Source organism: Streptococcus mitis SK564 (genome assembly GCF_000148525.1).
Taxonomy (GTDB): domain Bacteria; phylum Bacillota; class Bacilli; order Lactobacillales; family Streptococcaceae; genus Streptococcus; species Streptococcus mitis_H.
In genome coordinates this window covers 127,564-152,114 of sequence record NZ_AEDU01000008.1, presented here as the reverse complement: position 1 = coordinate 152,114, position 24,551 = coordinate 127,564, and the positions used below count along the sequence as shown (strand labels likewise).

Below are 24,551 nucleotides of genomic sequence, written 5' to 3'. Positions count from 1 at the left end.
GAATCGTGCCTTTTTCGTTTTTAAAATAAGGTAATAGTTAGTTCTTATATCAAAATATAGAAAACTAATATTGGTAAACTATACCTTAAGGTGCTACAATATCCTTAATCAAACTATTTGGAGGTCGTTTTATGACTCGTGATTTTAAATTTGAAACTTTGCAACTACATGCTGGTCAAGTTGTGGATCCAGCTACCAAGTCTCGTGCAGTGCCGATTTATCAAACAACATCCTTCGTTTTTGATGATACGCAGGAAGGTGCGGATCTTTTTGCCTTGAGAAAACCAGGCAACATCTATACTCGTATTACCAACCCTACAACGGCTGCTTTTGAAGAAAGAATTGCTGCCCTTGAAGGTGGTGTTGGAGCTCTTGCAACAGCATCAGGTATGGCTGCAGTGACTTATACAATTTTGGCTCTTGCCCATGCTGGTGACCATGTTGTAGCAGCATCAACTATTTACGGTGGAACCTTCAATCTCTTGAAAGAAACCCTTCCTCGTTATGGTATTACAACAACCTTTGTGGATGTGGATAATTTGGAAGAAGTAGAAGCAGCTATCAATGACAATACCAAGCTTGTTCTGATTGAAACCTTGGGGAATCCCTTGATTAACATTCCTGACTTGGAAAAATTGGCTGAGATTGCGCATAAACATCAGATTCCACTCGTTTCGGATAATACCTTTGCCACGCCTTACTTGATTAATGTCTTTTCTCACGGTGTAGATATTTCTATTCACTCTGCGACTAAATTTATCGGGGGTCATGGTACAACTATTGGTGGAGTGATTGTCGATAGCGGGCGTTTTGACTGGGCGGCTTCAGGAAAATTCCCTCAATTTGTTGAGGAAGACCCAAGCTACCACAATTTGAGCTATACTCGTGATGTGGGTGCAGCAGCCTTTATTATCGCTGTCCGTGTCCAATTGCTTCGTGATACAGGTGCAGCCTTGTCACCATTTAATGCCTTTCTCTTGCTCCAAGGACTTGAAACCCTCTCACTTCGTGTGGAACGTCATGTACAAAATGCAGAGAAAATTGTTGATTTCCTTGTCAACCATCCTAAGGTAGAAAAGGTCAACTATCCAAAATTGGCTGATAGTCCTTATCATGCCTTGGCTGAGAAATACTTGCCTAAAGGTGTGGGTTCAATCTTTACCTTCCATGTCAAAGGTGGGGAGGCAGAAGCACGCAAGGTCATTGATCATTTAGAAATCTTCTCTGACCTTGCAAATGTGGCAGATGCTAAATCGCTTGTTGTCCATCCAGCTACAACCACTCACGGTCAATTGTCAGAAAAAGACCTTGAAGCAGCAGGTGTCACACCAAACCAAATTCGTTTGTCAATCGGACTTGAAAATGTAGATGATTTAATCGAAGACTTGCGCTTGGCCTTGGAAAAAATTTAAAGAAAAAGAAGATAAACAGTGGGTTTCGACTCGCTGTTTTTGATTTTCCTTCAGGCATGATATAATGGTTAAAGAAGTCTAGAAAGAGGAAAGTTATGAACGAAATCAAATGCCCCAACTGTGGGGAAGTCTTTACAGTAAATGAGAGCCAGTATGCTGAACTTTTATCCCAAGTGAGAACGGCAGAGTTTGATAAGGAACTACACAATAGGATGAGGCAGGAACTGGCCTTGGTTGAGCAAAAGGCTATGAATGAGCAACAGTCTAAACTAGCTCAAAAAGACCAAGAAATCGCGCAATTGCAGAGTCAAATCCAAAACTTTGATACAGAGAAGGAATTGGCCAAGAAGGAGGTTGAACAGACAAGCCATCAGGCTCTCTTGGCTAAGGACAAGGAAGTACAGGCCTTGGAAAACCAATTGGCCACCTTGCGTTTGGAACATGAAAATCAACTGCAAAAGACCCTTTCTGACCTTGAAAAAGAACGAGATCAGGTCAAAAATCAACTCCTCTTGCAAGAAAAAGAAAATGAATTATCTTTAGCTTCTGTTAAGCAAAACTATGAAGCCCAACTTAAAGCAGCCAGTGAACAAGTCGAATTTTACAAGAACTTTAAGGCTCAACAATCTACAAAAGCTATCGGTGAAAGTCTGGAACAGTATGCAGAGAGTGAGTTTAACAAGGTCCGTAGTTTTGCCTTTCCAAATGCCTACTTTGAAAAGGATAACAAGGTTTCTGCGCGTGGTTCTAAGGGGGACTTTATTTTCCGTGAGAGTGATGAAAATGGAGTGGAAATCATTTCCATCATGTTTGAGATGAAAAATGAAGCAGATGGAACAGAGAAGAAGCACAAGAATGCAGATTTTTACAAGGAATTGGACAAGGACCGCCGGGAGAAGAACTGTGAGTATGCCGTTTTGGTGACCATGCTTGAAGCTGATAACGACTACTTTAATACAGGGATTGTAGACGTCAGCCACGAGTATGAAAAGATGTATGTGGCCCGTCCTCAGTTCTTTATTCAGTTGATTGGGCTTTTGCGAAATGCGGCTCTTAATTCCCTTAAATACAAGCAGGAGTTGGCCTTGGTTCGCGAGCAAAATATTGACATCACTCATTTTGAGGAAGATTTGGATGCCTTTAAACTAGCCTTTGCCAAGAACTACAACTCAGCTTCGACCAACTTTGGAAAAGCTATTGATGAAATCGACAAGGCCATCAAACGCATGGAAGAGGTCAAGAAGTTCCTAACCACATCTGAAAACCAACTTCGCCTTGCAAACAACAAATTGGAAGATGTTTCAGTAAAAAAACTAACTCGAAAAAATCCAACCATGAAAGCGAAGTTTGAAGCATTGAAGGGGGAGTGAGAAAACAAGATATGAACGGTATTATCAACTTAAAAAAAGAAGCAGGGATGACCTCGCATGATGCGGTTTTTAAACTGCGTAAGATTTTGGGCACTAAGAAGATTGGTCATGGTGGGACCTTGGATCCGGATGTGGTGGGTGTTTTGCCCATTGCGGTTGGTAAGGCGACACGCATGGTCGAGTTTATGCAGGACGAGGGTAAGGTCTATGAGGGGGAAATCACTCTGGGCTATTCCACGACGACTGAGGATGCCAGTGGGGAAGTGGTCGCAGAGACACCCGTTCTGTCGCCCTTGGATGAAAAGCTTGTGGATGAAGCGATTACGAATCTGACTGGGCCTATTACTCAGATTCCACCTATGTACTCAGCGGTTAAGGTCAATGGTCGTAAGCTCTATGAGTATGCGCGTGCTGGTCAGGAAGTGGAGCGTCCAGAACGTCAGGTGACCATTTATCAATTTGAGCGGACAAGTCCGATTTCTTATGATGGCCAACTTGCACGCTTTACTTTTCGTGTGAAATGTAGCAAGGGAACCTATATTCGTACCTTATCGGTTGACTTGGGAGAAAAATTGGGTTATGCAGCCCATATGTCTCAGTTAACTCGTACTAGTGCAGCAGGTTTACAACTAGAAGACGCTCTTACCTTGGAAGAAATTGCTGAAAAAGTGGAGGCTGGTCAACTGGACTTTCTCCATCCTCTAGAGATTGGGACAGGGGACCTTGTCAAAGTTTTCCTAACTCAAGAAGAGGCTACAGAAGTACGCTTTGGTCGTTTTATCGAACTAGAACAGTCGGATAAGGAATTAGCTGCCTTTGAGGGAGAAAAATTACTAGCCATTCTTGAAAAACGGAACAATCTCTACAAGCCAAGGAAGGTTTTTAGCTAGTCTAACTGGAGTGTGGGGTTGGAATTGTTTCCCCTAGACTATTCAAACCAGACTATAAATTTTGCAAAAAATGTGATAGAATAGACGACGGATAAAAAAACGGAGGATAGCATGCAAAATAGACCAATCATTATCGGAGTGACAGGTGGTTCTGGTGGTGGTAAGACCAGTGTTTCAAGAGCCATTTTATCTCATTTTCCTGATGAAAAGATTTCCATGATTGAGCATGATTCATATTACAAGGATCAGTCTCACTTGACCTTTGAAGAGCGTGTCAAAACCAACTATGATCATCCTTTCGCCTTTGATACAGACTTGATGATTGAGCAGATTAAGGAATTGTTGGCAGGGCGTCCGGTGGACATCCCGACTTACGACTATACAGAGCATACACGGAGTAGCAAGACCTATCGTCAAGAACCTCAAGATGTCTTTATCGTTGAAGGGATTTTGGTCTTGGAGGACAAGCGTCTGCGTGATTTGATGGATATCAAGATTTTTGTGGATACGGATGACGATGTGCGCATTATTCGTCGTATCAAGCGCGATATGGAAGAGCGTGGCCGTAGTCTTGATAGCGTTATTGACCAGTATTTAGGTGTGGTTAAACCTATGTACCATCAGTTTATCGAACCAACAAAGCGTTATGCTGATATCGTCATTCCTGAGGGAGTCAGCAATACAGTGGCTATCGATCTTTTGACAACCAAGATTGCTAAGATTTTGGAAGAAGCTCGAAACAGTAAATAAACAGATGTGGAGGCCTTGCCTCCTTTTTCTATTTTTCCCTCATATTGGTACATAAATGGAGATTTTTAGGCATATTTTTGGTATAATAATACCCATGGAAAAGCAAGAAAATGAATAGTAGGTGGAGATGGAAAAGTATTTATCGGTAACAACTTTGACCAAGTATCTGAAAATGAAATTCGATAAAGACCCATACTTGGAACGGGTCTATTTAACTGGTCAAGTTTCCAACTTTCGTAAACGACCTACTCACCAATATTTCTCCCTAAAAGATGACCACGCAGTTATTCAAGCGACCATCTGGTCAGGGATTTATCAGAAATTAGGTTTCGACCTAGAAGAAGGAATGAAAATCAATGTGATTGGGCGTGTGCAGGTCTATGAACCAAGCGGTAGCTACTCCATCATCATTGAAAAGGCAGAGCCTGATGGAGTTGGTGCGCTTGCGATTCAGTTTGAACAACTCAAGAAAAAATTGACAGAAGAAGGCCTGTTTCAAGAACGCTTTAAGCAAGCTCTGCCCCAATTTTCTAAGAGAATTGGTGTAGTAACCAGCCGCAGTGGAGCCGTTATTCGAGATATTATCACGACTGTCAGCAGACGATTTCCAGGTGTAGACATTCTTCTCTATCCGACCAAGGTTCAAGGTGAAGGTTCTGCTGAGGAAATTGCTTGTAATATTGCGCGTGCTAATCAACGGGACGATTTGGACTTGCTGATTATTGGTCGTGGTGGCGGTTCCATCGAGGATCTCTGGGCCTTTAACGAAGAAATTGTGGTACGAGCTATTTTTGAATCTCGTTTGCCAATTATTTCTAGTGTGGGGCATGAAACGGATGTGACCTTGGCAGATTTTGTTGCAGATCGACGAGCTGCAACGCCAACAGCAGCTGCTGAACTGGCAACACCTGTGACCAAGTTGGATTTATTAGCTCATTTGCAAAATCAGAAAAAACGGATGGCAACAGCAGTCCGAAATGTCCTATCGAAGAAACAAGAAGCTTTGAAAAAATGCAGTCAGTCTGTTATTTTTAGACAACCAGAGCGCTTGTATGATGGTTATTTGCAACGCTTGGATCAACTGCAACTGCGCTTAAAACAAAGTTTGCGAACACGGATTTCTGATAACAAACAAGTCGTCCAAGAAAGGACGCATCAACTGGTCCAATTATCACCTGTTACCAAAATCCAACGCTATCAAGACCGCCTAGGTCAGTTGGATAAGCTCCTACGTAGCCAAATGGTGCTGGTTTATGATGCCAAGGTTGCTGAGGTGAAAAGACTTTCAGAAGCCTTGTTGATGTTGGATACCAGTCGAATCGTAGCGCGTGGTTATGCAATTGTCAAAAAAGATGAGTCAGTTATCGATTCGGTTGAGAATTTAAAGAAAACAGACCAAGTGACGCTTTTGATGCGAGATGGTCAAGTAGAATTAGAGGTTAAAGATGTCAAAACAAAAGAAATTTGAGGAAAATCTAGCAGAACTGGAGACCATTGTCCAAAGTTTGGAAAATGGTGAAATTGCTCTGGAAGATGCGATTGCTGCCTTTCAAAAGGGCATGCTCTTGTCAAAAGAGCTCCAAGCGACGCTGGACAAGGCTGAAAAGACCTTGGTTAAGGTCATGCAAGAAGACGGAACAGAAAGTGATTTTGAATGAAGAAGCAAGAAAAATTAGCTCTTGTCGAGTCGGCTTTGGAAGATTTTTATGGAGACCAGCAGTTTGCTTCTAGTTTGCGAGAGTCTGTTCTCTATTCCATTCATGCTGGTGGCAAGCGTATTCGACCTTTTCTTTTGTTAGAAGTTTTGGAAGCCTTGCACGTCGCAATCCAACCAGCACACGCGCAGGTGGCTGCTGCCTTGGAAATGATCCATACAGGGAGCTTGATTCATGATGATCTTCCAGCTATGGATGATGATGATTACCGTCGAGGGCGGTTGACCAATCATAAGAAATTTGGAGAAGCAATGGCAATTTTGGCAGGAGATGCTTTATTCCTAGATCCCTATGTCATGATAGCGCAGGCAGATTTACCAAGTCAAATCAAGGTGGACTTGATTGCTAACTTATCCTTTGCTTCAGGTAGTCTGGGAATGGTTGCAGGGCAAGTTTTAGATATGGAAGGCGAACACCAGCATTTGTCTTTGGAAGAACTCCAGACCATTCATGCTAATAAGACTGGAAAACTATTAGCTTATCCCTTCCAAGCAGCTGCTATTATAGCCGAATTGGCACCTGAGGTGCAGGCAAAACTGAAAACTGTAGGTGAATTGATTGGGCTTGCTTTTCAAGTTAGAGATGATGTGCTAGATGTGACAGCTAGTTTTGAGGAAATTGGCAAGACACCTCAAAAGGACCTACAGGCTGAAAAGTCAACCTACCCAGCCTTATTGGGCTTGGAAGAGGCTATTGCCTTTTGTAACCAAACCTTGGATCAAGCTAATGCCAAATTAGAAGAAATTGCCCAGCAGATTCCCTTTGAAACAGAATCGATTGTAAAAGTAGTAGAAAGTTTGAGAATCAATGGCTAAGGAAAGAGTGGATGTACTAGCTTATAAACAGGGCTTGTTTGAAACGCGAGAGCAGGCCAAGCGCGGTGTCATGGCTGGCCTAGTCGTAGCAGTCCTTAATGGAGAACGGTTTGACAAGCCAGGAGAGAAAATTCCAGATGACACCGAGCTGAAACTCAAGGGTGAAAAACTCAAGTATGTCAGCCGTGGTGGCTTGAAATTGGAAAAGGCCTTGCAGGTCTTTGATTTGTCAGTGGAAGGGGCAACAACGATTGATATCGGTGCTTCTACTGGAGGATTTACTGATGTCATGTTGCAGAATGGTGCTGAGTTGGTCTTTGCAGTTGATGTTGGTACCAATCAGTTAGCTTGGAAATTACGTCAAGACCCACGAGTAGTCAGCATGGAGCAGTTCAATTTCCGCTATGCTGAAAAGACTGATTTCGAGCAGGAACCGAGCTTTGCCAGCATTGACGTGAGTTTCATTTCCCTCAGCCTTATTTTACCGGCCTTACACCGTGTGTTATCTGATCAAGGTCAGGTTGTGGCTTTGGTTAAGCCGCAGTTTGAGGCAGGCCGTGAGCAGATTGGGAAAAATGGAATTATTCGCGATGCCAAGGTCCATCAGAATGTCCTTGAATCTGTCACAGCTATGGCAGTAGAGGAAGGATTTTCAGTTCTTGGTTTGGACTTTTCTCCCATCCAAGGTGGTCATGGTAATATTGAATTTTTAGCGTATTTGAAAAAAGAAGAGTCAGCAAGTAATCAGGTTCTTGCTGAAATTGAAGAAGTAGTAGAGAGGGCGCATAGTCAATTTAAAAATGAATAAAAAAGAGAGACTTGAAAAAATTAGACGATTTGTGACAGATTATCAAATCGGCACGCAAGAAGAAATTGTAGAGTATTTGAAAGAAGCAGGAATCACTGCCACTCAGGCAACGGTATCCCGAGATATCAAAGAGCTAGGTATTGTCAAAATTCCTTTGAGAGACAACACCTATGTCTATGAATTACCAAAATCAATCGTAAAAAGTTTGCAACTGGCTGAAGACAATATTGAGTCAGCTGAATTGATGGACAAGATGATTAATCTCCAAGTTATCCCAGGAAATACAGCTTTTGTAAAAGCTCAGTTAATTGAGACTTTTGCTGATAAGATTTTTAGCTGTTTGGCTGATGATAGCTCGATTTTAGTCATTGCCAGAAGTGAAAGTCTAGCTAAGAAAATCTTTGAACAAGTAAAAAATTGGTAGGTCTATATGTTACTTGAAATTTCGATAAAAAACTTTGCCATTATTGAGGCTATTTCCCTCAATTTTGAAAAGGGAATGACTGTCCTGACTGGTGAAACGGGTGCAGGGAAGTCGATTATCATTGATGCCATGAATATGATGTTGGGAGCTCGTGCTACGACAGATGTTATTCGTCACGGTGCGCCAAAGGCAGAGATTGAGGGGCTTTTCTCAGTTGAGAATAGTCGCCTTTTGCAGGAAATTTTTGATGAGCAAGGTTTGGAAATGGGTGATGAAATCATTATCCGTCGAGAAATTCTGCAAAATGGTCGTAGTATTAGTCGTGTCAATGGCCAGATGGTTAATCTGTCTGTTTTGCGTGCTATCGGGCAACATCTTGTGGACATTCATGGTCAGCATGACCAAGAGGAGTTAATGCGTCCCCAACTGCATATCCAGATGTTGGATGAATTTGGCGATGCAGCCTTTTGGGACTTAAAAGAAACCTATCAAACGAGTTTTGATGCCTATCGAAAAATGCGCAAGCAGGTTCTGGAAGTCAAGAAAAACCAACAGGAACACAAGGCACGTATCGAAATGTTGGAATTTCAAATGGCAGAGATTGAGGCAGCCAACTTGCAAGCAGGTGAAGACTTGGCTCTTAACCAAGAGCGAGAGAAACTCCTCAACCATAAAAATATTGCGGATACACTGACCAATGCCTACAGTATGTTGGACAATGCAGACTTTTCAAGTCTGGCCAATGTTCGTTCAGCCATGAATGACATGGAAAGTGTCGAAGAGTACGACCCTGAATACCGTGAAATTTCAAGCTCTCTGTCTGAGACCTACTATGTTTTAGAAGACATTAGCAAACGTTTGGAAGCTATCATTGAGGACCTTGATTTTGACGGCAATCGTCTCATGCAGGTTGAGAATCGTTTGGATCTCCTTCATACTATTACCCGTAAGTATGGTGGGACTGTAGACGATGTCTTGCTTTATTTTGCCAAGATTACGGAAGAATACAATCTTTTGACAGGCAATAATCTTTCTTCTGAGGACATGGAAACCGAGCTCAAGAAATTGGAAGTCAATCTTGTTGATTTGGCAGGCCAGCTTGCATCTGCTCGTCATGACTTGGCTCAGCAGCTAGAAGCAGAGATTAAACAAGAGCTGCAAGACCTCTATATGGAAAAAGCCCAGTTTCAGGTTCGTTTTAGCAAGGGCAAATTCAGTCGTGAGGGAAATGAAATGGTCGAGTTTTATATTTCAACCAACCCTGGTGAAGACTTTAAACCCTTGGTTAAGGTTGCATCTGGCGGAGAATTGTCTCGCCTCATGCTAGCCATTAAGTCTGCCTTTTCACGTAAAGAAGGAAAGACCAGCATAGTCTTTGATGAGGTGGATACAGGAGTTTCAGGCCGTGTAGCTCAGGCTATTGCACAGAAAATTCACAAGATTGGCCAGCATGGTCAGGTACTGGCTATTTCCCATTTGCCACAAGTGATTGCGATTGCGGATTATCAATTCTTTATTGAGAAGATTAGCAATGACCATTCAACAGTTTCGACTGTTCGTCTCTTGACGGTTGAAGAGCGAGTGGAGGAAGTTGCCAAGATGTTGGCAGGTGATGATGTGACAGAAGCTGCCCTGACGCAAGCCAGAGAATTGTTGAGAAATAGGGAGAAATAAGATGACAGACTATTATGTAATTGGAGATGTTCATGGAAAAGCAGGGATGCTAGAAGACCTTCTTAAAACATGGGATGGTCAGACCCAGTTGCTCTTTCTAGGGGACTTGATTGACCGCGGTGAAGATAGTCGCCGTGTTCTAGAGATGGTTAAGGACTTGGTCGATAATCAAGGGGCAATCTGTTTGTCAGGAAATCACGAGTATATGTTTTTGACTTGGCTCGATAACCCAGAAGAAAGCTATGACCACTATCGTCGCAATGGTGGAGATACAACCATTAACTCTATCCTAGGTCGTCCCTTGGATGCACCGGTTGATGGAGTAGAAGATGCCAAGCGTGTTGCCACCGAAGTGGCAGACTTGGTCGAATTTATTCGTCAAATGCCTTTTGTGGTAGAGACAGATAAGTATATCTTTGTGCACGCAGGTATTGATTTGACCTTGGACGACTGGCATGAAACAACAGATTATAAAAAAGTCTGGCTTAGAAAACCATTCCACGAAGCTGAAAATCATACTGGAAAAATCATTGTCTTCGGTCATACACCGGTCTATGGTTTGTTAAAGCAAGAACGCGGTACAGCTGAACTTTGGATGACGGAAGATGGCAAGATTGGAATGGACGGAGGAGCTGTCTATGGTGGTGTCCTTCATGGGATTGTCTTTACAGACCAAGGAATGACAGAACGCTACTTTATCGAAAATGACGGCTTTGTTGCTGAAGATTAGTACTCCTAGCAGGGTATGGTCTTGTCAAAATGTCAAAAACAATTTATAATAAATAGATACCCTGAAAGGAAGAGAATCATGAACTTAGAAGAATTGAAAAAACGACAGGAGAAGATCCGTAACTTCTCTATTATCGCTCATATTGACCACGGGAAATCAACTCTAGCAGACCGCATTTTAGAAAAGACAGAGACAGTTTCCAGTCGTGAAATGCAGGCCCAGCTTTTGGATAGCATGGATTTAGAGCGAGAACGTGGGATTACCATTAAGTTGAATGCCATTGAGCTCAATTATACTGCAAAAGATGGAGAGACCTATATTTTCCACTTGATTGACACACCAGGACACGTAGACTTTACCTATGAAGTTTCACGTTCGCTAGCTGCCTGTGAGGGAGCGATTTTAGTGGTTGATGCTGCCCAAGGAATTGAGGCTCAAACCCTTGCCAACGTTTATTTGGCCTTGGACAATGATTTGGAAATCATGCCAGTCATTAACAAAATTGACCTGCCAGCAGCGGATCCAGAGCGCGTGCGTACAGAAATTGAAGATGTCATTGGTTTGGATGCCAGTGAAGCAGTCTTAGCATCTGCCAAGGCTGGTATCGGTATCGAAGAAATTCTTGAGCAAATCGTAGAAAAAGTGCCAGCACCAACGGGTGATGTGACGGCGCCACTTAAGGCCTTGATTTTCGACTCAGTTTATGATGCTTACCGCGGGGTTATTCTCCAAGTGCGTGTTATGGACGGGGTGGTTAAACCTGGCGATAAGATTCAACTTATGAGTAATGGCAAGACTTTTGATGTGACAGAAGTTGGTATTTTTACTCCGAAAGCAGTTGGTCGTGATTTCCTTGCGACTGGTGATGTTGGTTATATTGCAGCTTCTATCAAGACGGTTCAGGACACTCGTGTGGGTGATACCGTTACCTTGGCAACCAATCCTGCGGCAGAGCCATTACATGGCTACAAGCAGATGAATCCTATGGTCTTTGCGGGTCTCTATCCAATTGAATCAAACAAGTACAATGACCTACGTGAAGCCCTTGAAAAATTGCAACTGAATGATGCTAGTCTTCAGTTTGAACCAGAAACATCTCAGGCCCTTGGATTTGGTTTCCGTTGTGGTTTCCTTGGACTCCTCCATATGGATGTTATCCAAGAACGTTTGGAACGTGAGTTTAACATCGACCTCATCATGACAGCTCCGTCTGTTATCTATAAGGTTAATTTGACTGACGGTGAGTCTATGGATGTGTCTAACCCATCTGAGTTCCCAGATCCTACTAAGATTGCAACCATTGAAGAGCCTTATGTTAAGGCGCAAATCATGGTACCACAGGAGTTCGTGGGAGCAGTAATGGAGCTAGCTCAGCGCAAGCGTGGGGACTTTGTGACTATGGACTATATTGATGACAATCGTGTTAATGTCATCTATCAAATTCCACTTGCTGAGATCGTTTTTGATTTCTTTGATAAGCTCAAATCTTCAACACGTGGTTATGCAAGCTTTGACTACGAATTGTCAGAGTACCGCCCATCTAAGCTAGTCAAAATGGACATCCTTCTCAATGGAGACAAGGTAGATGCCCTCAGCTTTATCGTTCATAAGGATTTTGCCTACGAACGTGGGAAACTCATCGTTGATAAGCTCAAGAAAATCATTCCTCGTCAACAATTTGAGGTGCCAATTCAAGCAGCAATTGGACACAAGATTGTGGCTCGTACAGATATCAAGGCCCTTCGTAAGAACGTACTTGCTAAATGTTATGGTGGTGACGTTTCTCGTAAACGTAAACTCCTTGAAAAACAAAAAGCTGGTAAGAAGCGCATGAAAGCTATCGGATCAGTAGAAGTTCCACAAGAAGCCTTCCTTAGCGTCTTGAGTATGGATGAAGAGTAGTTGTCATAATTGTTTTTCCTTGTTCACAGGAAATTTATATCAGAATCAATAGTAAAGCAGGCTTTAATGGTCTGTTTTTTTAGTTTCTAAAACAAAAAATGTTTATGTGTTTGTTTATGTGTTTGTTTTTATAAGTCGAACTACAAAAACAACAAAAATATAAAAAAAGAGACAAAAAAGAACAGAAAATTATTGACAACGATTTCATATAGTGTTATACTTATAGCATAAAGTTAATGGAAAGAAGGGAAAACCTTATGGGATTAGATCATTTCTTTGACAAAAACCTTGTGTTTTGCTTAGAAGCGGATAATCAAGAACATCTCTTTGATCAGGTTTCGACTTTATTGGAAGAACGAGAAATCGTGACTCCAACCTATCGTGAAGCCTTGATCACGCGTGAAAAGTCATTTCCAACTGGCTTAGATATGGAATTTTTGGGTAAGGATTTGCCGAATGTGGCTATTCCTCATACAGATATTGTTCATAATCTAGCTGAAAAAGTAGTGGTCGTTCGATTAGATAAACCTGTGACCTTCCACAACATGATTGCACCAGATAAGGAAGTAGAAGTATCTTTACTCTTCTTTATTATTAATAACTCAAGTTCAAGTCAAACGAACATTCTTGCTCAGTTGATGGACTTCTTTACTGGAAATGGTCATCTTGAAGACCTATCAAAAATTTCTGAACCAGAAGCCCTCTATGCTTATATTGCTGAAGCAATTGCTTAATCTTGTCTATTAAAAATATTAAATCGGAGGAAATCCATATGATTAAAATTCTTGCCGCCTGCGGTGCAGGTGTTAACTCAAGCCACCAAATTAAAAGTGCTCTTGAAGAAGAACTTTCAAACCGTGGTTTTGATGTTCACTGTGATGCAGTTATGGTAAAAGACGTTAACGAAGATCTTATCAAAGGTTATGACATCTTCACACCAATTGCTGCGACAGACCTTGGTTTTGACCCAGGTATTCCAGTTATCGAAGCTGGACCAATCTTATTCCGTATCCCAGCTATGAGTGCTCCAGTATTTGACAATATTGAAGCAGCTATTAAAGAACACGGATTAAGCTAATTCTAATTTGTTAACATTCATATAACACAAAAAGGGAGGAACTGTTATGGATGCAATCTTTGGTCTAATCAAAGAATTTTTCACACCTATCTTAGATATGGGTGGACCTGTCATCATGTTAATCATTTTGACAGTATTGGCTTTACTTTTTGGAGTGAAATTCTCCAAAGCGCTTGAAGGTGGTATTAAACTTGCCATCGCTCTTACTGGTATCGGAGCTATCATCGGTATGCTAAATGGTGCTTTCTCAGCATCACTTGCAAAATTCGTTGAAAACACTGGTATCCAATTGAGTATCACTGACGTTGGTTGGGCACCACTTGCTACAATCACTTGGGGATCTGCTTGGACACTTTACTTCTTGCTCATCATGTTGATTGTCAACGTAGTGATGCTTGCTATGAAGAAAACTGATACACTTGACGTTGATATCTTTGATATCTGGCACTTGTCTATCACAGGTCTTTTGATTAAATGGTATGCAGACAACAACGGTGTGAGCCAAGGAGTTTCACTCTTGATTGCTACAGCAGCAATCGTCCTTGTTGGTGTGTTGAAAATTATCAACTCTGACTTGATGAAACCTACATTTGATGACCTTCTTAACGCTCCAAGTTCATCACCAATGACATCAACTCACATGAACTATATGATGAACCCAGTTATCATGGTTTTGGATAAGATTTTTGAAAAATTCTTCCCAGGTCTTGATAAATATGACTTTGACGCTGCAAAATTGAACAAGAAAATCGGTTTCTGGGGTTCTAAATTCTTTATCGGTTTCATTCTTGGTATTGTTATCGGTATTATGGGAACTCCACATCCAATTGAAGGTGTTGCAGATGCAGATAAATGGCGTCTTGTTATCAAAGGATGGTTGTCTCTCGGTTTGACAGCTGGTGTATCTTTGGAACTCTTCTCACTTATCGGTTCATGGTTCATCGCTGCCGTAGAACCACTTTCACAAGGTATTACAAACGTTGCTACTAAACGTCTTCAAGGACGTAAATTTAACATCGGTCTTGACTGGCCATTCATCGCTGGTCGTGCTGAAATCTGGGCTTGTGCTAACGTGCTTGCACCAATCATGTTGGTTGAAGCAGTGCTTCTTTCAAAAGTCGGAAATGGTATCTTGCCACTTGCAGGTATCATCGCTATGGGTGTTACTCCAGCTCTCTTGGTTGTAACTCGTGGTAAATTGCTCCGTATGATTATCTTCGGAACACTCTTGTTGCCACTCTTCCTTCTTTCAGGTACACTTATCGCACCATTTGCAACAGAACTTGCTAAAGGTGTAGGTGCCTTCCCAGCAGGTGTGAGCCAAACTCAATTGATTACTCACTCAACTCTTGAAGGACCAATCGAAAAACTTCTTGGTTGGACAATTGGTAACACTACAACAGGTGATATCAAAGCAATCCTTGGTGCTGTAGTCTTCCTTGTATTCTATATCGGTATCTTTGCTTGGTACAGAAAACAAATGATCAAACGTAACGAAGAGTACGCAGCAAAAGCAAAATAATGCGCTCCTATAAAATGTAAGCTCAATGAAAATCAAAGAGCAAACTAGGAAGCTAGCCGCAGGCTGTACTAAAGTACGGCAAGGCGACGCTGACGAAGTTTGAATTGGATTTTCGCAGAGTGTAAATTGTTGAAACTAGGTTGTCATACCTTCTAGGAGTGACAGCCTAGTTTTTTATAAACTATCAAGAAATCGGAGAAAATAATGGTAATTGAATTAAAATCAGAACAATTAAGAGTTCAATTTAACAGTTTTGGTGGGGCTCTTTCTTCTATAAAAGATGCTGAGGGATTTGAGTATTTGTGGCAAGGGGATGCTACTTATTGGAGTGGACAAGCTCCTGTTCTCTTCCCCATTTGTGGTTCTTTGAGAGAGGATACAGCCGTTTATATAGATGAGAAGGGGCAAGAAAGCAAAGGAAAGATTCCTCGTCATGGTTTGGTTCGTAAGAAAGAATTTGAATTAGTCGAACAGACAGACAAGAGTGTAACTTTTGCAATTGAGGACGATGAGAATAGCTATCAAAACTATCCTTATCATTTCCGACTAGAAATCACTTATATCCTTACAGGAAAGACAGTACGGACTCAATACAAAATTTTCAATAAAGAAACTAGTAAGGTCATGCCTTACTTTATTGGTGGACATCCAGGATTTAATTGTCCCTTAGTGGATGATGAAGTCTACGAAGATTACTATTTAGAGTTTGAGAAAGAAGAGACTTGCTCTGTTCCACGTCCTTTCCCAGAAACAGGCATGTTGGATTTCCAAGATAGAAGTCCATGGCTAGAGGGGCAAAAGGAATTAGATCTTAGTTATGATCTTTTCAGTACAGACGCAGTTACCTTAGATGAATTGCAATCTAGAACAATTGCCCTTCGTTCTCGTAAACATGATAAGGGATTGAAAGTGCACTTTGCAGAGTTTCCAAATCTCATTATCTGGTCAACTTTGAATAAAGGTTCTTTCATTGCTTTTGAACCATGGTCTGGCTTGTCAACATCCCTTGAAGAAGGAGATCATCTAGAAGATAAGAAGAATGTTCGTCTCTTAGAGCCAGGACAAGTGGATCAGATTGGTTTTGATATCGAAATCTTTTAGATAAAAAACCACAAAAACAAACATTAACTGTTGACTTTTTCGACAAATAGGAGTATATTATGTTTGTAAGCAACAAATGATGTTTGTAACAAACAAACAATCACTTGTTATATTCTCTTTGAAAGAGAGATTATTTCTAGGAACTTGATTTCCTAAACTTGAATAAGGTGTCATTCATCTCATTCAAGCCAATTTGTCAATAAACTGCTAGAAAGCTTTTTGTAGGTAAACTAATAACTATAAGAGATTTTACTAGCCTAGAAAAATAAAAAGGAGTATACAATATGTCTATTGTTATCGGTGCAGATGCTGCAGGTTTGAGATTGAAAGAAGTTGTGAAAGACTTCTTGGAAAAAGAAAACTTCCACGTTGTGGATGTTACAGCTGAAGGTCAAGACTTTGTTGATGTGACTCTTGCTGTTGCTGCAGAAGTAAACAAAGAAGAACAAAACCTTGGTATCGTGATTGATGCTTATGGAGCTGGTCCATTTATGGTCGCAACTAAGATCAAAGGAATGGTTGCTGCAGAAGTATCTGACGAACGTTCAGCTTATATGACTCGTGGCCACAACAACTCACGTATGATCACTATGGGTGCACAACTTGTCGGTGATGAATTGGCTAAAAACATCGCTAAAGGATTTGTTAACGGTAAATACGATGGTGGACGTCACCAAATTCGGGTCGATATGTTGAACAAAATGTGCTAATTAGATTACAGTAAGAAAGGTAAGTTAAAAATGAGAATTGCAATTGGATGTGACCACATCGTAACAGATGAAAAAATGGCGGTTTCAGAATTTTTGAAATCAAAAGGATATGAAGTCATTGACTTTGGTACATATGACCATACACGTACTCACTACCCAATCTTTGGTAAAAAAGTAGGGGAAGCTGTAACTAGCGGTCAAGCTGATCTTGGAGTATGTATCTGTGGTACTGGTGTTGGTATCAACAACGCTGTAAATAAAGTTCCAGGTGTCCGTTCTGCCTTGGTTCGTGATATGACAACAGCCCTTTATGCTAAAGAACAATTGAACGCTAACGTTATCGGTTTTGGTGGTAAGATTACTGGTGAATTGCTCATGTGCGATATCATTGAAGCTTTTATCCATGCTGAATATAAACCATCTGAAGAAAACAAAAAATTGATTGCGAAAATTGAACACGTTGAAAGTCACAATGCTCAACAAACAGACGCAAACTTCTTCACTGAATTCCTTGAAAAATGGGATCGCGGAGAATACCACGATTAAGAGGTGACTTATGATTTTAACAGTCACAATGAACCCATCCATTGATATTTCCTATCCCTTGGATGAGTTGAAGATTGATACTGTCAATCGTGTGGTGGATGTAACCAAAACTGCCGGTGGTAAGGGACTCAATGTTACCCGAGTACTTTCAGAATTTGGAGACTCTGTGCTTGCTACTGGTTTAGTGGGTGGCAAACTTGGTGAGTTTTTGGTTGAAAATATTGATGATAATGTTAAGAAAGATTTCTTTTCTATTCAGGGAGAAACTCGTAACTGTATCGCTATTCTTCACGGAGACAACCAAACAGAAGTTCTTGAAAAAGGTCCTGAAGTATTGGAACAGGAAGGTCAAGACTTTTTGGAACATTTTAAAAATCTCCTAGAGTTAGTTGAAGTAGTAGCTATCTCAGGTAGTCTGCCGGCTGGCCTTCCAGTTGATTACTATGCGAGCTTGGTAGAACTTGCTAATCAAGCTGGCAAGCCTGTAGTCTTGGACTGCTCTGGTGCGGCTCTTCAGGCGGTTCTTGAATCACCACATAAACCAACAGTCATCAAACCAAATAATGAGGAATTGTCTCAACTTCTAGGAAGAGAAGTTTCTGAGGATTTGGATGAATTAAAAGAAGTACTTCAAGAACCTTTGTTTGCAGGTATTGAATGGATTATCGTTTCGCTTGGTGCCAATGGTGCTTTTGCCAAACATGGGGACACTTTCTACAAGGTAGATATTCCTAGAATCCAGGTAGTCAACCCTGTCGGATCTGGAGATTCTACTGTGGCAGGGATTTCTTCAGGACTACTTCATAAAGAATCGGATGCAGAATTACTCATCAAGGCAAATGTCCTTGGTATGCTCAATGCTCAAGAAAAAATGACTGGTCATGTCAACATGGCTAACTATCAAGCTCTATATGATCAATTAATAGTAAAAGAGGTATAAAATGGCTTTAACAGAACAAAAACGTGCACGCTTAGAAAAACTTTCTGATGAAAATGGTATCATCTCAGCTCTTGCATTTGACCAACGTGGTGCTTTGAAACGCCTCATGGCTCAACACCAAACAGAAGAACCAACTGTTGCTCAAATGGAAGAACTTAAAGTCTTGGTTGCAGATGAATTGACTAAATACGCTTCATCAATGCTTCTTGACCCTGAGTATGGACTTCCAGCAACAAAAGCTCTTGATGAAAAAGCTGGTCTTCTCCTTGCTTATGAAAAAACAGGTTATGACACAACAAGCACAAAACGCTTGCCAGACTGCTTGGATGTTTGGTCTGCAAAACGTATTAAAGAAGAAGGTGCAGATGCAGTTAAATTCTTGCTTTACTATGATGTAGATAGCTCAGATGAACTCAACCAAGAAAAACAAGCTTACATCGAACGTATCGGTTCTGAATGTGTGGCTGAAGATATCCCATTCTTCCTTGAAATCCTTGCTTACGATGAAAAAATTTCAGACGCAGGTTCTGTAGAATACGCGAAAGTAAAACCACACAAAGTTATCGGTGCTATGAAAGTCTTTTCAGACCCACGCTTTAACATTGATGTCTTGAAAGTAGAAGTTCCTGTTAACATTAAATATGTTGAAGGATTCGCTGAAGGTGAAGTGGTTTACACACGCGAAGAAGCAGCAGCCTTCTTCAAAGCACAAGATGAAGCAACTAACTTGCCATATATCTACTTGAGTGCTGGTGTATCAGCTAAACTTTTCCAAGATACTCTTGTATTTGCCCATGAATCAGGTGCAAACTTCAATGGAGTTCTTTGTGGACGTGCTACATGGGCTGGATCAGTTGAAGCTTACATCAAAGATGGTGAAGCAGCAGCTCGCGAATGGCTTCGCACAACTGGATTTGAAAACATTGACGAACTCAATAAAGTTCTTCAAACAACAGCAACTTCATGGAAAGAACGCGTATAAGAAAGTCCTCCTAGGTTAGGAACATGAATCTAAAAATTTAAAAAAAAGTTTTATGTAAAGGTTTACAAAACAACTTACTTGTGCTATACTTAAATCACAAGTTAATACAAGGTGAGTGTTACTAAGTAATATTAGGCATGATCACAGGTGAATTAGAAATCGGCTGATTTTCTAGTTCATTTGTGGTCATTTTTTATACTCATATACCTTTAAAATATAAAAGGAGGTTGACATGTATCGAATTCTAAATCCAATGAATCACAATGTTTCACTTGTCAGAAATGATAAAGGAGAAGAGGTGATTGTAATTGGTAAGGGGATTGCATTCGGAAAGAAGAAGGGGGATTTGATTGCTGAACATCAGGTTGAGAAAATCTTTCGGATGAAGACCGAAGAGTCCAGAGAAAACTTTATGGCTCTCCTCAAAGATGTTCCGCTTGATTTTATCACAGTGACCTATGAGATTATTGATAAGCTTTCCAAGAAATATCACTATCCGATTCAAGAGTATCTCTATGTAACCTTGACAGATCATATTTACTGTTCTTACCAAGCTCTAACACAAGGAAGGTACAAGGATAGTAATCTGCCAGATATTTCTACCAAGTATCCTGTCGCTTTTCGAATTGCAAGTGAGGCTTTTGAAATTTATCGTCAGAAGCTAGCAGATCATTTTCCTGAGGACGAAATTATTCGGATTGCTTATCATTTCATTAATGCTGAAGGTGAAAATGAAGTGAAACTTGTGGAGTCGATTGATAAGAGAAAAGAAATTCTCAGGAATGTTGAGAAAGTTCTACAGGAATATGCAATTCAACGAACCAATGAGAATAACCATTTCTATGATCGCTTTATGATCCATTTGAATTATTTCTTGGATTATTTAGACAGATCTAGAGACGATAACCAATCACTTCTGGATATGGAAGACCATATCAAACAATCTTATCCAAAAGCGTTCGAGATTGGTTCCAAAATCTATGATGTGATTACGCAACATACGGGTCTTGATTTGTATAAAAGTGAACGAGTTTATCTAGTTCTACATATCCAACGTTTATTGTCATAAAAATTTAATTAAAACTACATAAGGAGAATTCTATCATGAATAGAGAAGAAGTAACATTGTTAGGTTTTGAAATCGTAGCCTATGCTGGCGATGCTCGTTCAAAACTATTGGAAGCCTTGAAGGCTGCTGAAGCTGGTGATTTTGCGAAAGCAGATAGCTTAGTCGAGGAAGCTGGTTCTTGCATTGCAGAGGCTCACCACGCCCAAACAAGCTTGTTAACAAAGGAAGCTGCAGGTGAAGATTTAGCCTATAGCGTGACCATGATGCATGGTCAAGATCACCTGATGACAACAATCTTGCTAAAAGATTTGATGCATCATTTAATCGAACTCTACAAGAGAGGAGTTAAATAATGAATAAACTAATTGCATTTATTGAGAAAGGAAAGCCTTTCTTTGAGAAACTATCTCGTAATATCTATCTTCGTGCTATTCGTGATGGATTTATCGCAGGAATGCCAGTCATTCTATTCTCAAGTATCTTTATCTTGATTGCCTTTGTACCAAACTCATGGGGCTTTAAATGGTCTGATGATGTTGTTAATCTCCTCATGAAACCTTACAGCTATTCAATGGGTATCTTGGCTTTGTTGGTAGCTGGTACAACAGCTAAGTCATTGACCGACTCAGTAAACCGTAGCATGGAGAAAACCAATCAAATCAACTATATGTCAACATTGTTGGCAGCAATTGTTGGTTTGTTGATGTTGGCAGCTGACCCTATCGAAAATGGTCTAGCTACTGGATTCTTGGGGACAAAAGGTTTGCTTTCAGCCTTCCTTGCTGCCTTTGTTACTGTAGCCATCTATAAGGTTTGTGTTAAGAACAACGTCACTATTCGTATGCCTGACGAAGTTCCACCAAATATCTCACAAGTCTTTAAAGATGTGATTCCATTCACTCTCTCAGTTGTTTCACTTTATGCTCTTGATTTACTAGCTCGTCATTTTGTGGGTGCAAGCGTAGCTGAATCAATCGGTAAATTCTTTGCACCGTTATTCTCTGCAGCTGATGGCTATCTTGGTATTACCATTATCTTTGGTGCTTTTGCCTTCTTCTGGTTTGTTGGGATTCATGGTCCATCTATCGTTGAACCAGCTATCGCAGCTATTACCTATGCCAATGCCGAAGTCAACTTGAACCTTCTCCAACAAGGGATGCACGCTGACAAGATTCTTACTTCTGGTACACAAATGTTTATCGTTACCATGGGTGGTACCGGTGCGACGCTGGTTGTTCCATTCATGTTCATGTGGTTAACGAAATCAAAACGTAACCGTGCAATCGGACGTGCTTCAGTAGTTCCTACCTTCTTCGGTGTAAATGAACCAATCTTGTTTGGTGCACCACTTGTATTGAACCCAATCTTCTTCATTCCATTTATCTTTGCTCCAATCGTAAACGTATGGATCTTTAAATTCTTTATTGAAACACTTGGAATGAACTCATTCACTGCTAATCTACCATGGACAACTCCAGCTCCACTAGGTCTAGTTCTTGGAACTAACTTCCAAGTTCTATCATTCATTCTTGCTGCCCTTCTAATCGTGGTTGACGTAATCATTTACTATCCATTCCTTAAAGTATATGATGAACAAATTCTCGAAGAAGAGCGTTCAGGTAAGTCTAATGATGAATTGAAAGACAAAGTTGCTGCCAACTTCAACACTGCAAAAGCAGATGCTATTCTTGAAAAAGCTGGTGTAGAAGCAACACAAAATACCATCACTGAAGAAACAAATGTCCTCGTTCTCTGTGCAGGTGGAGGTACAAGTGGACTTCTTGCAAATGCTTTGAACAAGGCAGCTGCAGAATACAATGTCCCTGTGAAAGCAGCAGCAGGTGGCTATGGTGCTCACCGTGAAATGTTACCAGAGTTTGATCTAGTTATCCTTGCCCCTCAAGTTGCTTCAAACTTTGAAGACATGAAAGCAGAAACAGATAAGCTCGGTATTAAACTTGCGAAAACAGAAGGCGCTCAATACATCAAATTAACTCGTGATGGAAAAGGTGCTCTAGCATTTGTACAAGCGCAATTTGATTAACGATAGGGACTCTGAAATAGTCTCCTCTCGTTACGGAAATCGCTATGTTGAATTTCCTAATCGCCTTATTAATTCGTCGGTAAAAAGACATCGTTTTTACTTCCTCATGTCACAATTCGATTAAGGCTAGGGACTCTGAAATAGTCTCCTCTCGTTACGGAAATCGCTATGGCGAATTTCCTAATCGCCTTGTTAATTCGTTGGTAAAAAGATAACGTTTTACCTCCTCATGTCACAATTCGGTGACTTGGTACAAAAAGTGAGATGGAGAAGGATGGCTCACTGACTCCTCTCCTCTCACTTTTACTTTATTTAAATCAAGAAATAGGTGAAAAAAATGACAAAAACATTACCAAAAGACTTTATTTTTGGTGGCGCAACAGCTGCCTATCAAGCAGAAGGTGCTACACATACTGATGGTAAAGGACCAGTAGCGTGGGATAAATATCTTGAAGATAACTACTGGTACACTGCAGAACCAGCCAGTGACTTTTACAATCGATATCCAGTTGACCTCAAGCTAGCAGAAGAGTATGGTGTCAATGGTATTCGAATTTCTATTGCCTGGTCACGTATTTTCCCGACTGGTTATGGTCAAGTAAATGCTAAAGGTGTTGAGTTTTATCATAATTTATTTGCAGAGTGTCACAAACGTCATGTTGAGCCCTTTGTAACTCTTCATCACTTTGACACGCCAGAAGCTCTCCACTCAAATGGAGACTTCTTAAACCGTGAAAATATTGAACACTTTGTAGAATACGCGGCTTTCTGTTTTGAAGAATTCCCAGAAGTTAACTATTGGACAACCTTTAATGAAATTGGACCAATCGGTGATGGTCAATACTTGGTTGGTAAATTCCCTCCAGGAATTCAGTACGACCTTGCCAAAGTCTTCCAATCGCACCACAATATGATGGTTTCTCATGCGCGTGCAGTCAAGCTATATAAAGATAAAGGTTATAAAGGTGAAATTGGTGTTGTTCACGCACTGCCTACTAAATATCCTCTAGATCCTGAAAATCCAGCAGATGTTCGCGCTGCTGAGTTGGAAGATATTATTCACAATAAATTTATCTTAGATGCAACTTATCTAGGTCGCTATTCAGATGAAACAATGGAAGGTGTCAACCATATCTTATCAGTCAATGGTGGTAGCTTAGATCTTCGTGAAGAAGATTTCACAGCATTAGAAGCAGCAAAAGATTTGAACGACTTCCTTGGAATCAATTACTATATGAGTGACTGGATGGAAGCCTTTGATGGAGAAACTGAAATTATCCATAATGGTAAGGGTGAGAAAGGAAGCTCTAAATACCAAATCAAAGGTGTTGGTCGTCGTGTAGCTCCTGACTATGTACCACGTACAGACTGGGATTGGATTATATATCCTCAAGGTTTGTATGATCAAATCATGCGAGTGAAGAAAGATTATCCTAACTACAAGAAGATTTACATCACTGAAAATGGACTTGGTTATAAAGATGAGTTCGTTGATAACACTGTTTACGATGATGGTCGTATTGATTATGTGAAACAACACTTGGAAGTATTATCTGATGCTATTGCAGATGGAGCTAATGTAAAAGGTTACTTCATTTGGTCATTGATGGACGTCTTTTCATGGTCAAACGGTTATGAAAAACGCTACGGTCTCTTTTATGTAGACTTTGAAACTCAAGAACGTTATCCTAAGAAATCAGCTCATTGGTACAAGAAAGTAGCAGAAAGTCAGATTATAGACTAGTAGAATTAGTCATTAGATATAGAATTTTAGTGAGGCCAAAAGATGTTCAAAGATTTTATCCAATCTATTTATGAAAAAGTTTATATTATCAATTTTGATAAATGTTCTCAAATACCTTGTTTGACTAATGAGGAGCTGAAAAATCTTGGGAAATGGTATGTCTCTACCGGTAAAGAATGGATTTGCCATTCAGACTATGAGCTGGAAGAATTTAAAAATTTGTTTTTAAATTTTATCAATCCTGAAGAACGGGATAATATCTCCTTTGATTCAGATTTTATGCCGTTTCAACAATCATAAATAATCTAGGAAACTCCTAGTAAAA

At 40.5% G+C, this 24,551-nt stretch carries 25 protein-coding genes; all 25 read left to right on the top strand.

Annotated features, from left to right (window positions below):
- The first annotated feature begins 131 nt into the window (after window positions 1–131).
- The 25 genes from SMSK564_RS06230 (at window position 132) to SMSK564_RS0102165 (ending at window position 24,526) form a co-directional block, all read left to right on the top strand.
- Window positions 132–1,412 (top strand): O-acetylhomoserine aminocarboxypropyltransferase/cysteine synthase family protein, encoded by a 1,281-nt coding sequence (locus SMSK564_RS06230; protein ID WP_000196322.1) that lies wholly within the window; start codon window positions 132–134, stop codon window positions 1,410–1,412.
- Window positions 1,413–1,507: 95 nt separating this feature from the next.
- Window positions 1,508–2,782: a DUF2130 domain-containing protein gene (locus SMSK564_RS06225; protein ID WP_001002645.1), complete on the top strand. Its 1,275-nt coding sequence runs from the start codon at window positions 1,508–1,510 to the stop codon at window positions 2,780–2,782.
- A gap of 11 nt (window positions 2,783–2,793) precedes the next feature.
- Window positions 2,794–3,672, top strand: a complete 879-nt coding sequence (gene truB, locus SMSK564_RS06220; RefSeq protein WP_001013274.1) for a tRNA pseudouridine(55) synthase TruB — start codon at window positions 2,794–2,796, stop codon at window positions 3,670–3,672.
- A gap of 111 nt (window positions 3,673–3,783) precedes the next feature.
- Window positions 3,784–4,422, top strand: coding sequence for a uridine kinase (gene udk, locus SMSK564_RS06215; protein WP_001181376.1), 639 nt, complete (start codon window positions 3,784–3,786; stop codon window positions 4,420–4,422).
- Window positions 4,423–4,549: 127 nt separating this feature from the next.
- Entirely contained in the window at window positions 4,550–5,890 is a 1,341-nt protein-coding gene (xseA, locus tag SMSK564_RS06210; RefSeq protein WP_000417471.1) for an exodeoxyribonuclease VII large subunit, read from the top strand.
- Window positions 5,868–6,080 (top strand): exodeoxyribonuclease VII small subunit, encoded by a 213-nt coding sequence (locus tag SMSK564_RS0102180; protein WP_000043225.1) that lies wholly within the window; start codon window positions 5,868–5,870, stop codon window positions 6,078–6,080. Before xseA ends, SMSK564_RS0102180 begins: the two co-directional genes overlap by 23 nt.
- Complete coding sequence (locus SMSK564_RS06205) at window positions 6,077–6,952, top strand: polyprenyl synthetase family protein (RefSeq protein ID WP_000743796.1); 876 nt, start codon at window positions 6,077–6,079, stop codon at window positions 6,950–6,952. Before SMSK564_RS0102180 ends, SMSK564_RS06205 begins: the two co-directional genes overlap by 4 nt.
- A complete protein-coding gene (locus SMSK564_RS0102175) occupies window positions 6,945–7,760 on the top strand; it encodes a TlyA family RNA methyltransferase (protein ID WP_001041084.1) in 816 nt (271 codons plus the stop codon). The genes SMSK564_RS06205 and SMSK564_RS0102175 overlap by 8 nt, the downstream gene beginning before the upstream one ends.
- A complete protein-coding gene (locus SMSK564_RS06200; protein WP_001034407.1) occupies window positions 7,753–8,184 on the top strand; it encodes an arginine repressor in 432 nt (143 codons plus the stop codon). The genes SMSK564_RS0102175 and SMSK564_RS06200 overlap by 8 nt, the downstream gene beginning before the upstream one ends.
- Window positions 8,185–8,190: 6 nt before the next feature.
- On the top strand, window positions 8,191–9,858 hold the full coding sequence (recN, locus tag SMSK564_RS06195; protein WP_000923600.1) for a DNA repair protein RecN: 1,668 nt from the start codon (window positions 8,191–8,193) through the stop codon (window positions 9,856–9,858).
- Between the two features lies 1 nt (window position 9,859).
- A complete protein-coding gene (locus tag SMSK564_RS06190; protein WP_000133356.1) occupies window positions 9,860–10,588 on the top strand; it encodes a metallophosphoesterase family protein in 729 nt (242 codons plus the stop codon).
- 78 nt (window positions 10,589–10,666) lie between these two features.
- A complete protein-coding gene (gene lepA, locus SMSK564_RS06185; protein WP_001047207.1) occupies window positions 10,667–12,490 on the top strand; it encodes a translation elongation factor 4 in 1,824 nt (607 codons plus the stop codon).
- Between the two features lie 257 nt (window positions 12,491–12,747).
- Window positions 12,748–13,224 (top strand): PTS sugar transporter subunit IIA, encoded by a 477-nt coding sequence (locus tag SMSK564_RS06180; RefSeq protein ID WP_000521977.1) that lies wholly within the window; start codon window positions 12,748–12,750, stop codon window positions 13,222–13,224.
- A gap of 38 nt (window positions 13,225–13,262) precedes the next feature.
- Window positions 13,263–13,568 carry a PTS sugar transporter subunit IIB gene (locus SMSK564_RS06175; RefSeq protein WP_000590547.1) on the top strand — a complete coding sequence of 102 codons (306 nt, stop codon included), beginning with the start codon at window positions 13,263–13,265 and terminating at the stop codon, window positions 13,566–13,568.
- Window positions 13,569–13,614: 46 nt separating this feature from the next.
- Window positions 13,615–15,090 (top strand): PTS galactitol transporter subunit IIC, encoded by a 1,476-nt coding sequence (locus SMSK564_RS06170; RefSeq protein WP_000338738.1) that lies wholly within the window; start codon window positions 13,615–13,617, stop codon window positions 15,088–15,090.
- Window positions 15,091–15,294: 204 nt separating this feature from the next.
- Window positions 15,295–16,191: an aldose 1-epimerase family protein gene (locus SMSK564_RS12640; RefSeq protein ID WP_000234200.1), complete on the top strand. Its 897-nt coding sequence runs from the start codon at window positions 15,295–15,297 to the stop codon at window positions 16,189–16,191.
- A gap of 284 nt (window positions 16,192–16,475) precedes the next feature.
- Window positions 16,476–16,901, top strand: a complete 426-nt coding sequence (gene lacA / locus SMSK564_RS06160) for a galactose-6-phosphate isomerase subunit LacA (RefSeq protein ID WP_000029277.1) — start codon at window positions 16,476–16,478, stop codon at window positions 16,899–16,901.
- Between the two features lie 30 nt (window positions 16,902–16,931).
- Window positions 16,932–17,447 carry a galactose-6-phosphate isomerase subunit LacB gene (lacB, locus tag SMSK564_RS06155; protein WP_001216913.1) on the top strand — a complete coding sequence of 172 codons (516 nt, stop codon included), beginning with the start codon at window positions 16,932–16,934 and terminating at the stop codon, window positions 17,445–17,447.
- Window positions 17,448–17,457: 10 nt separating this feature from the next.
- Window positions 17,458–18,387: a tagatose-6-phosphate kinase gene (locus SMSK564_RS06150; protein WP_000604286.1), complete on the top strand. Its 930-nt coding sequence runs from the start codon at window positions 17,458–17,460 to the stop codon at window positions 18,385–18,387.
- 1 nt (window position 18,388) lies between these two features.
- Window positions 18,389–19,369, top strand: coding sequence for a tagatose-bisphosphate aldolase (gene lacD / locus SMSK564_RS06145; protein ID WP_001229118.1), 981 nt, complete (start codon window positions 18,389–18,391; stop codon window positions 19,367–19,369).
- Window positions 19,370–19,601: 232 nt separating this feature from the next.
- A complete protein-coding gene (locus tag SMSK564_RS06140; RefSeq protein ID WP_000285715.1) occupies window positions 19,602–20,438 on the top strand; it encodes a PRD domain-containing protein in 837 nt (278 codons plus the stop codon).
- 35 nt (window positions 20,439–20,473) lie between these two features.
- The gene (locus tag SMSK564_RS06135; RefSeq protein WP_001078323.1) at window positions 20,474–20,791 is read left to right on the top strand and encodes a PTS lactose/cellobiose transporter subunit IIA; all 318 of its coding nucleotides are present in this window, start codon (window positions 20,474–20,476) and stop codon (window positions 20,789–20,791) included.
- Window positions 20,791–22,482, top strand: a complete 1,692-nt coding sequence (locus SMSK564_RS06130; protein ID WP_001037313.1) for a lactose-specific PTS transporter subunit EIIC — start codon at window positions 20,791–20,793, stop codon at window positions 22,480–22,482. Before SMSK564_RS06135 ends, SMSK564_RS06130 begins: the two co-directional genes overlap by 1 nt.
- A 337-nt stretch (window positions 22,483–22,819) precedes the next feature.
- On the top strand, window positions 22,820–24,226 hold the full coding sequence (gene lacG, locus SMSK564_RS06125) for a 6-phospho-beta-galactosidase (protein ID WP_000169279.1): 1,407 nt from the start codon (window positions 22,820–22,822) through the stop codon (window positions 24,224–24,226).
- A 42-nt stretch (window positions 24,227–24,268) separates the two neighbouring features.
- Window positions 24,269–24,526, top strand: coding sequence for a DUF3884 family protein (locus SMSK564_RS0102165; protein ID WP_000471580.1), 258 nt, complete (start codon window positions 24,269–24,271; stop codon window positions 24,524–24,526).
- The last annotated feature ends 25 nt before the right edge of the window (window positions 24,527–24,551 follow it).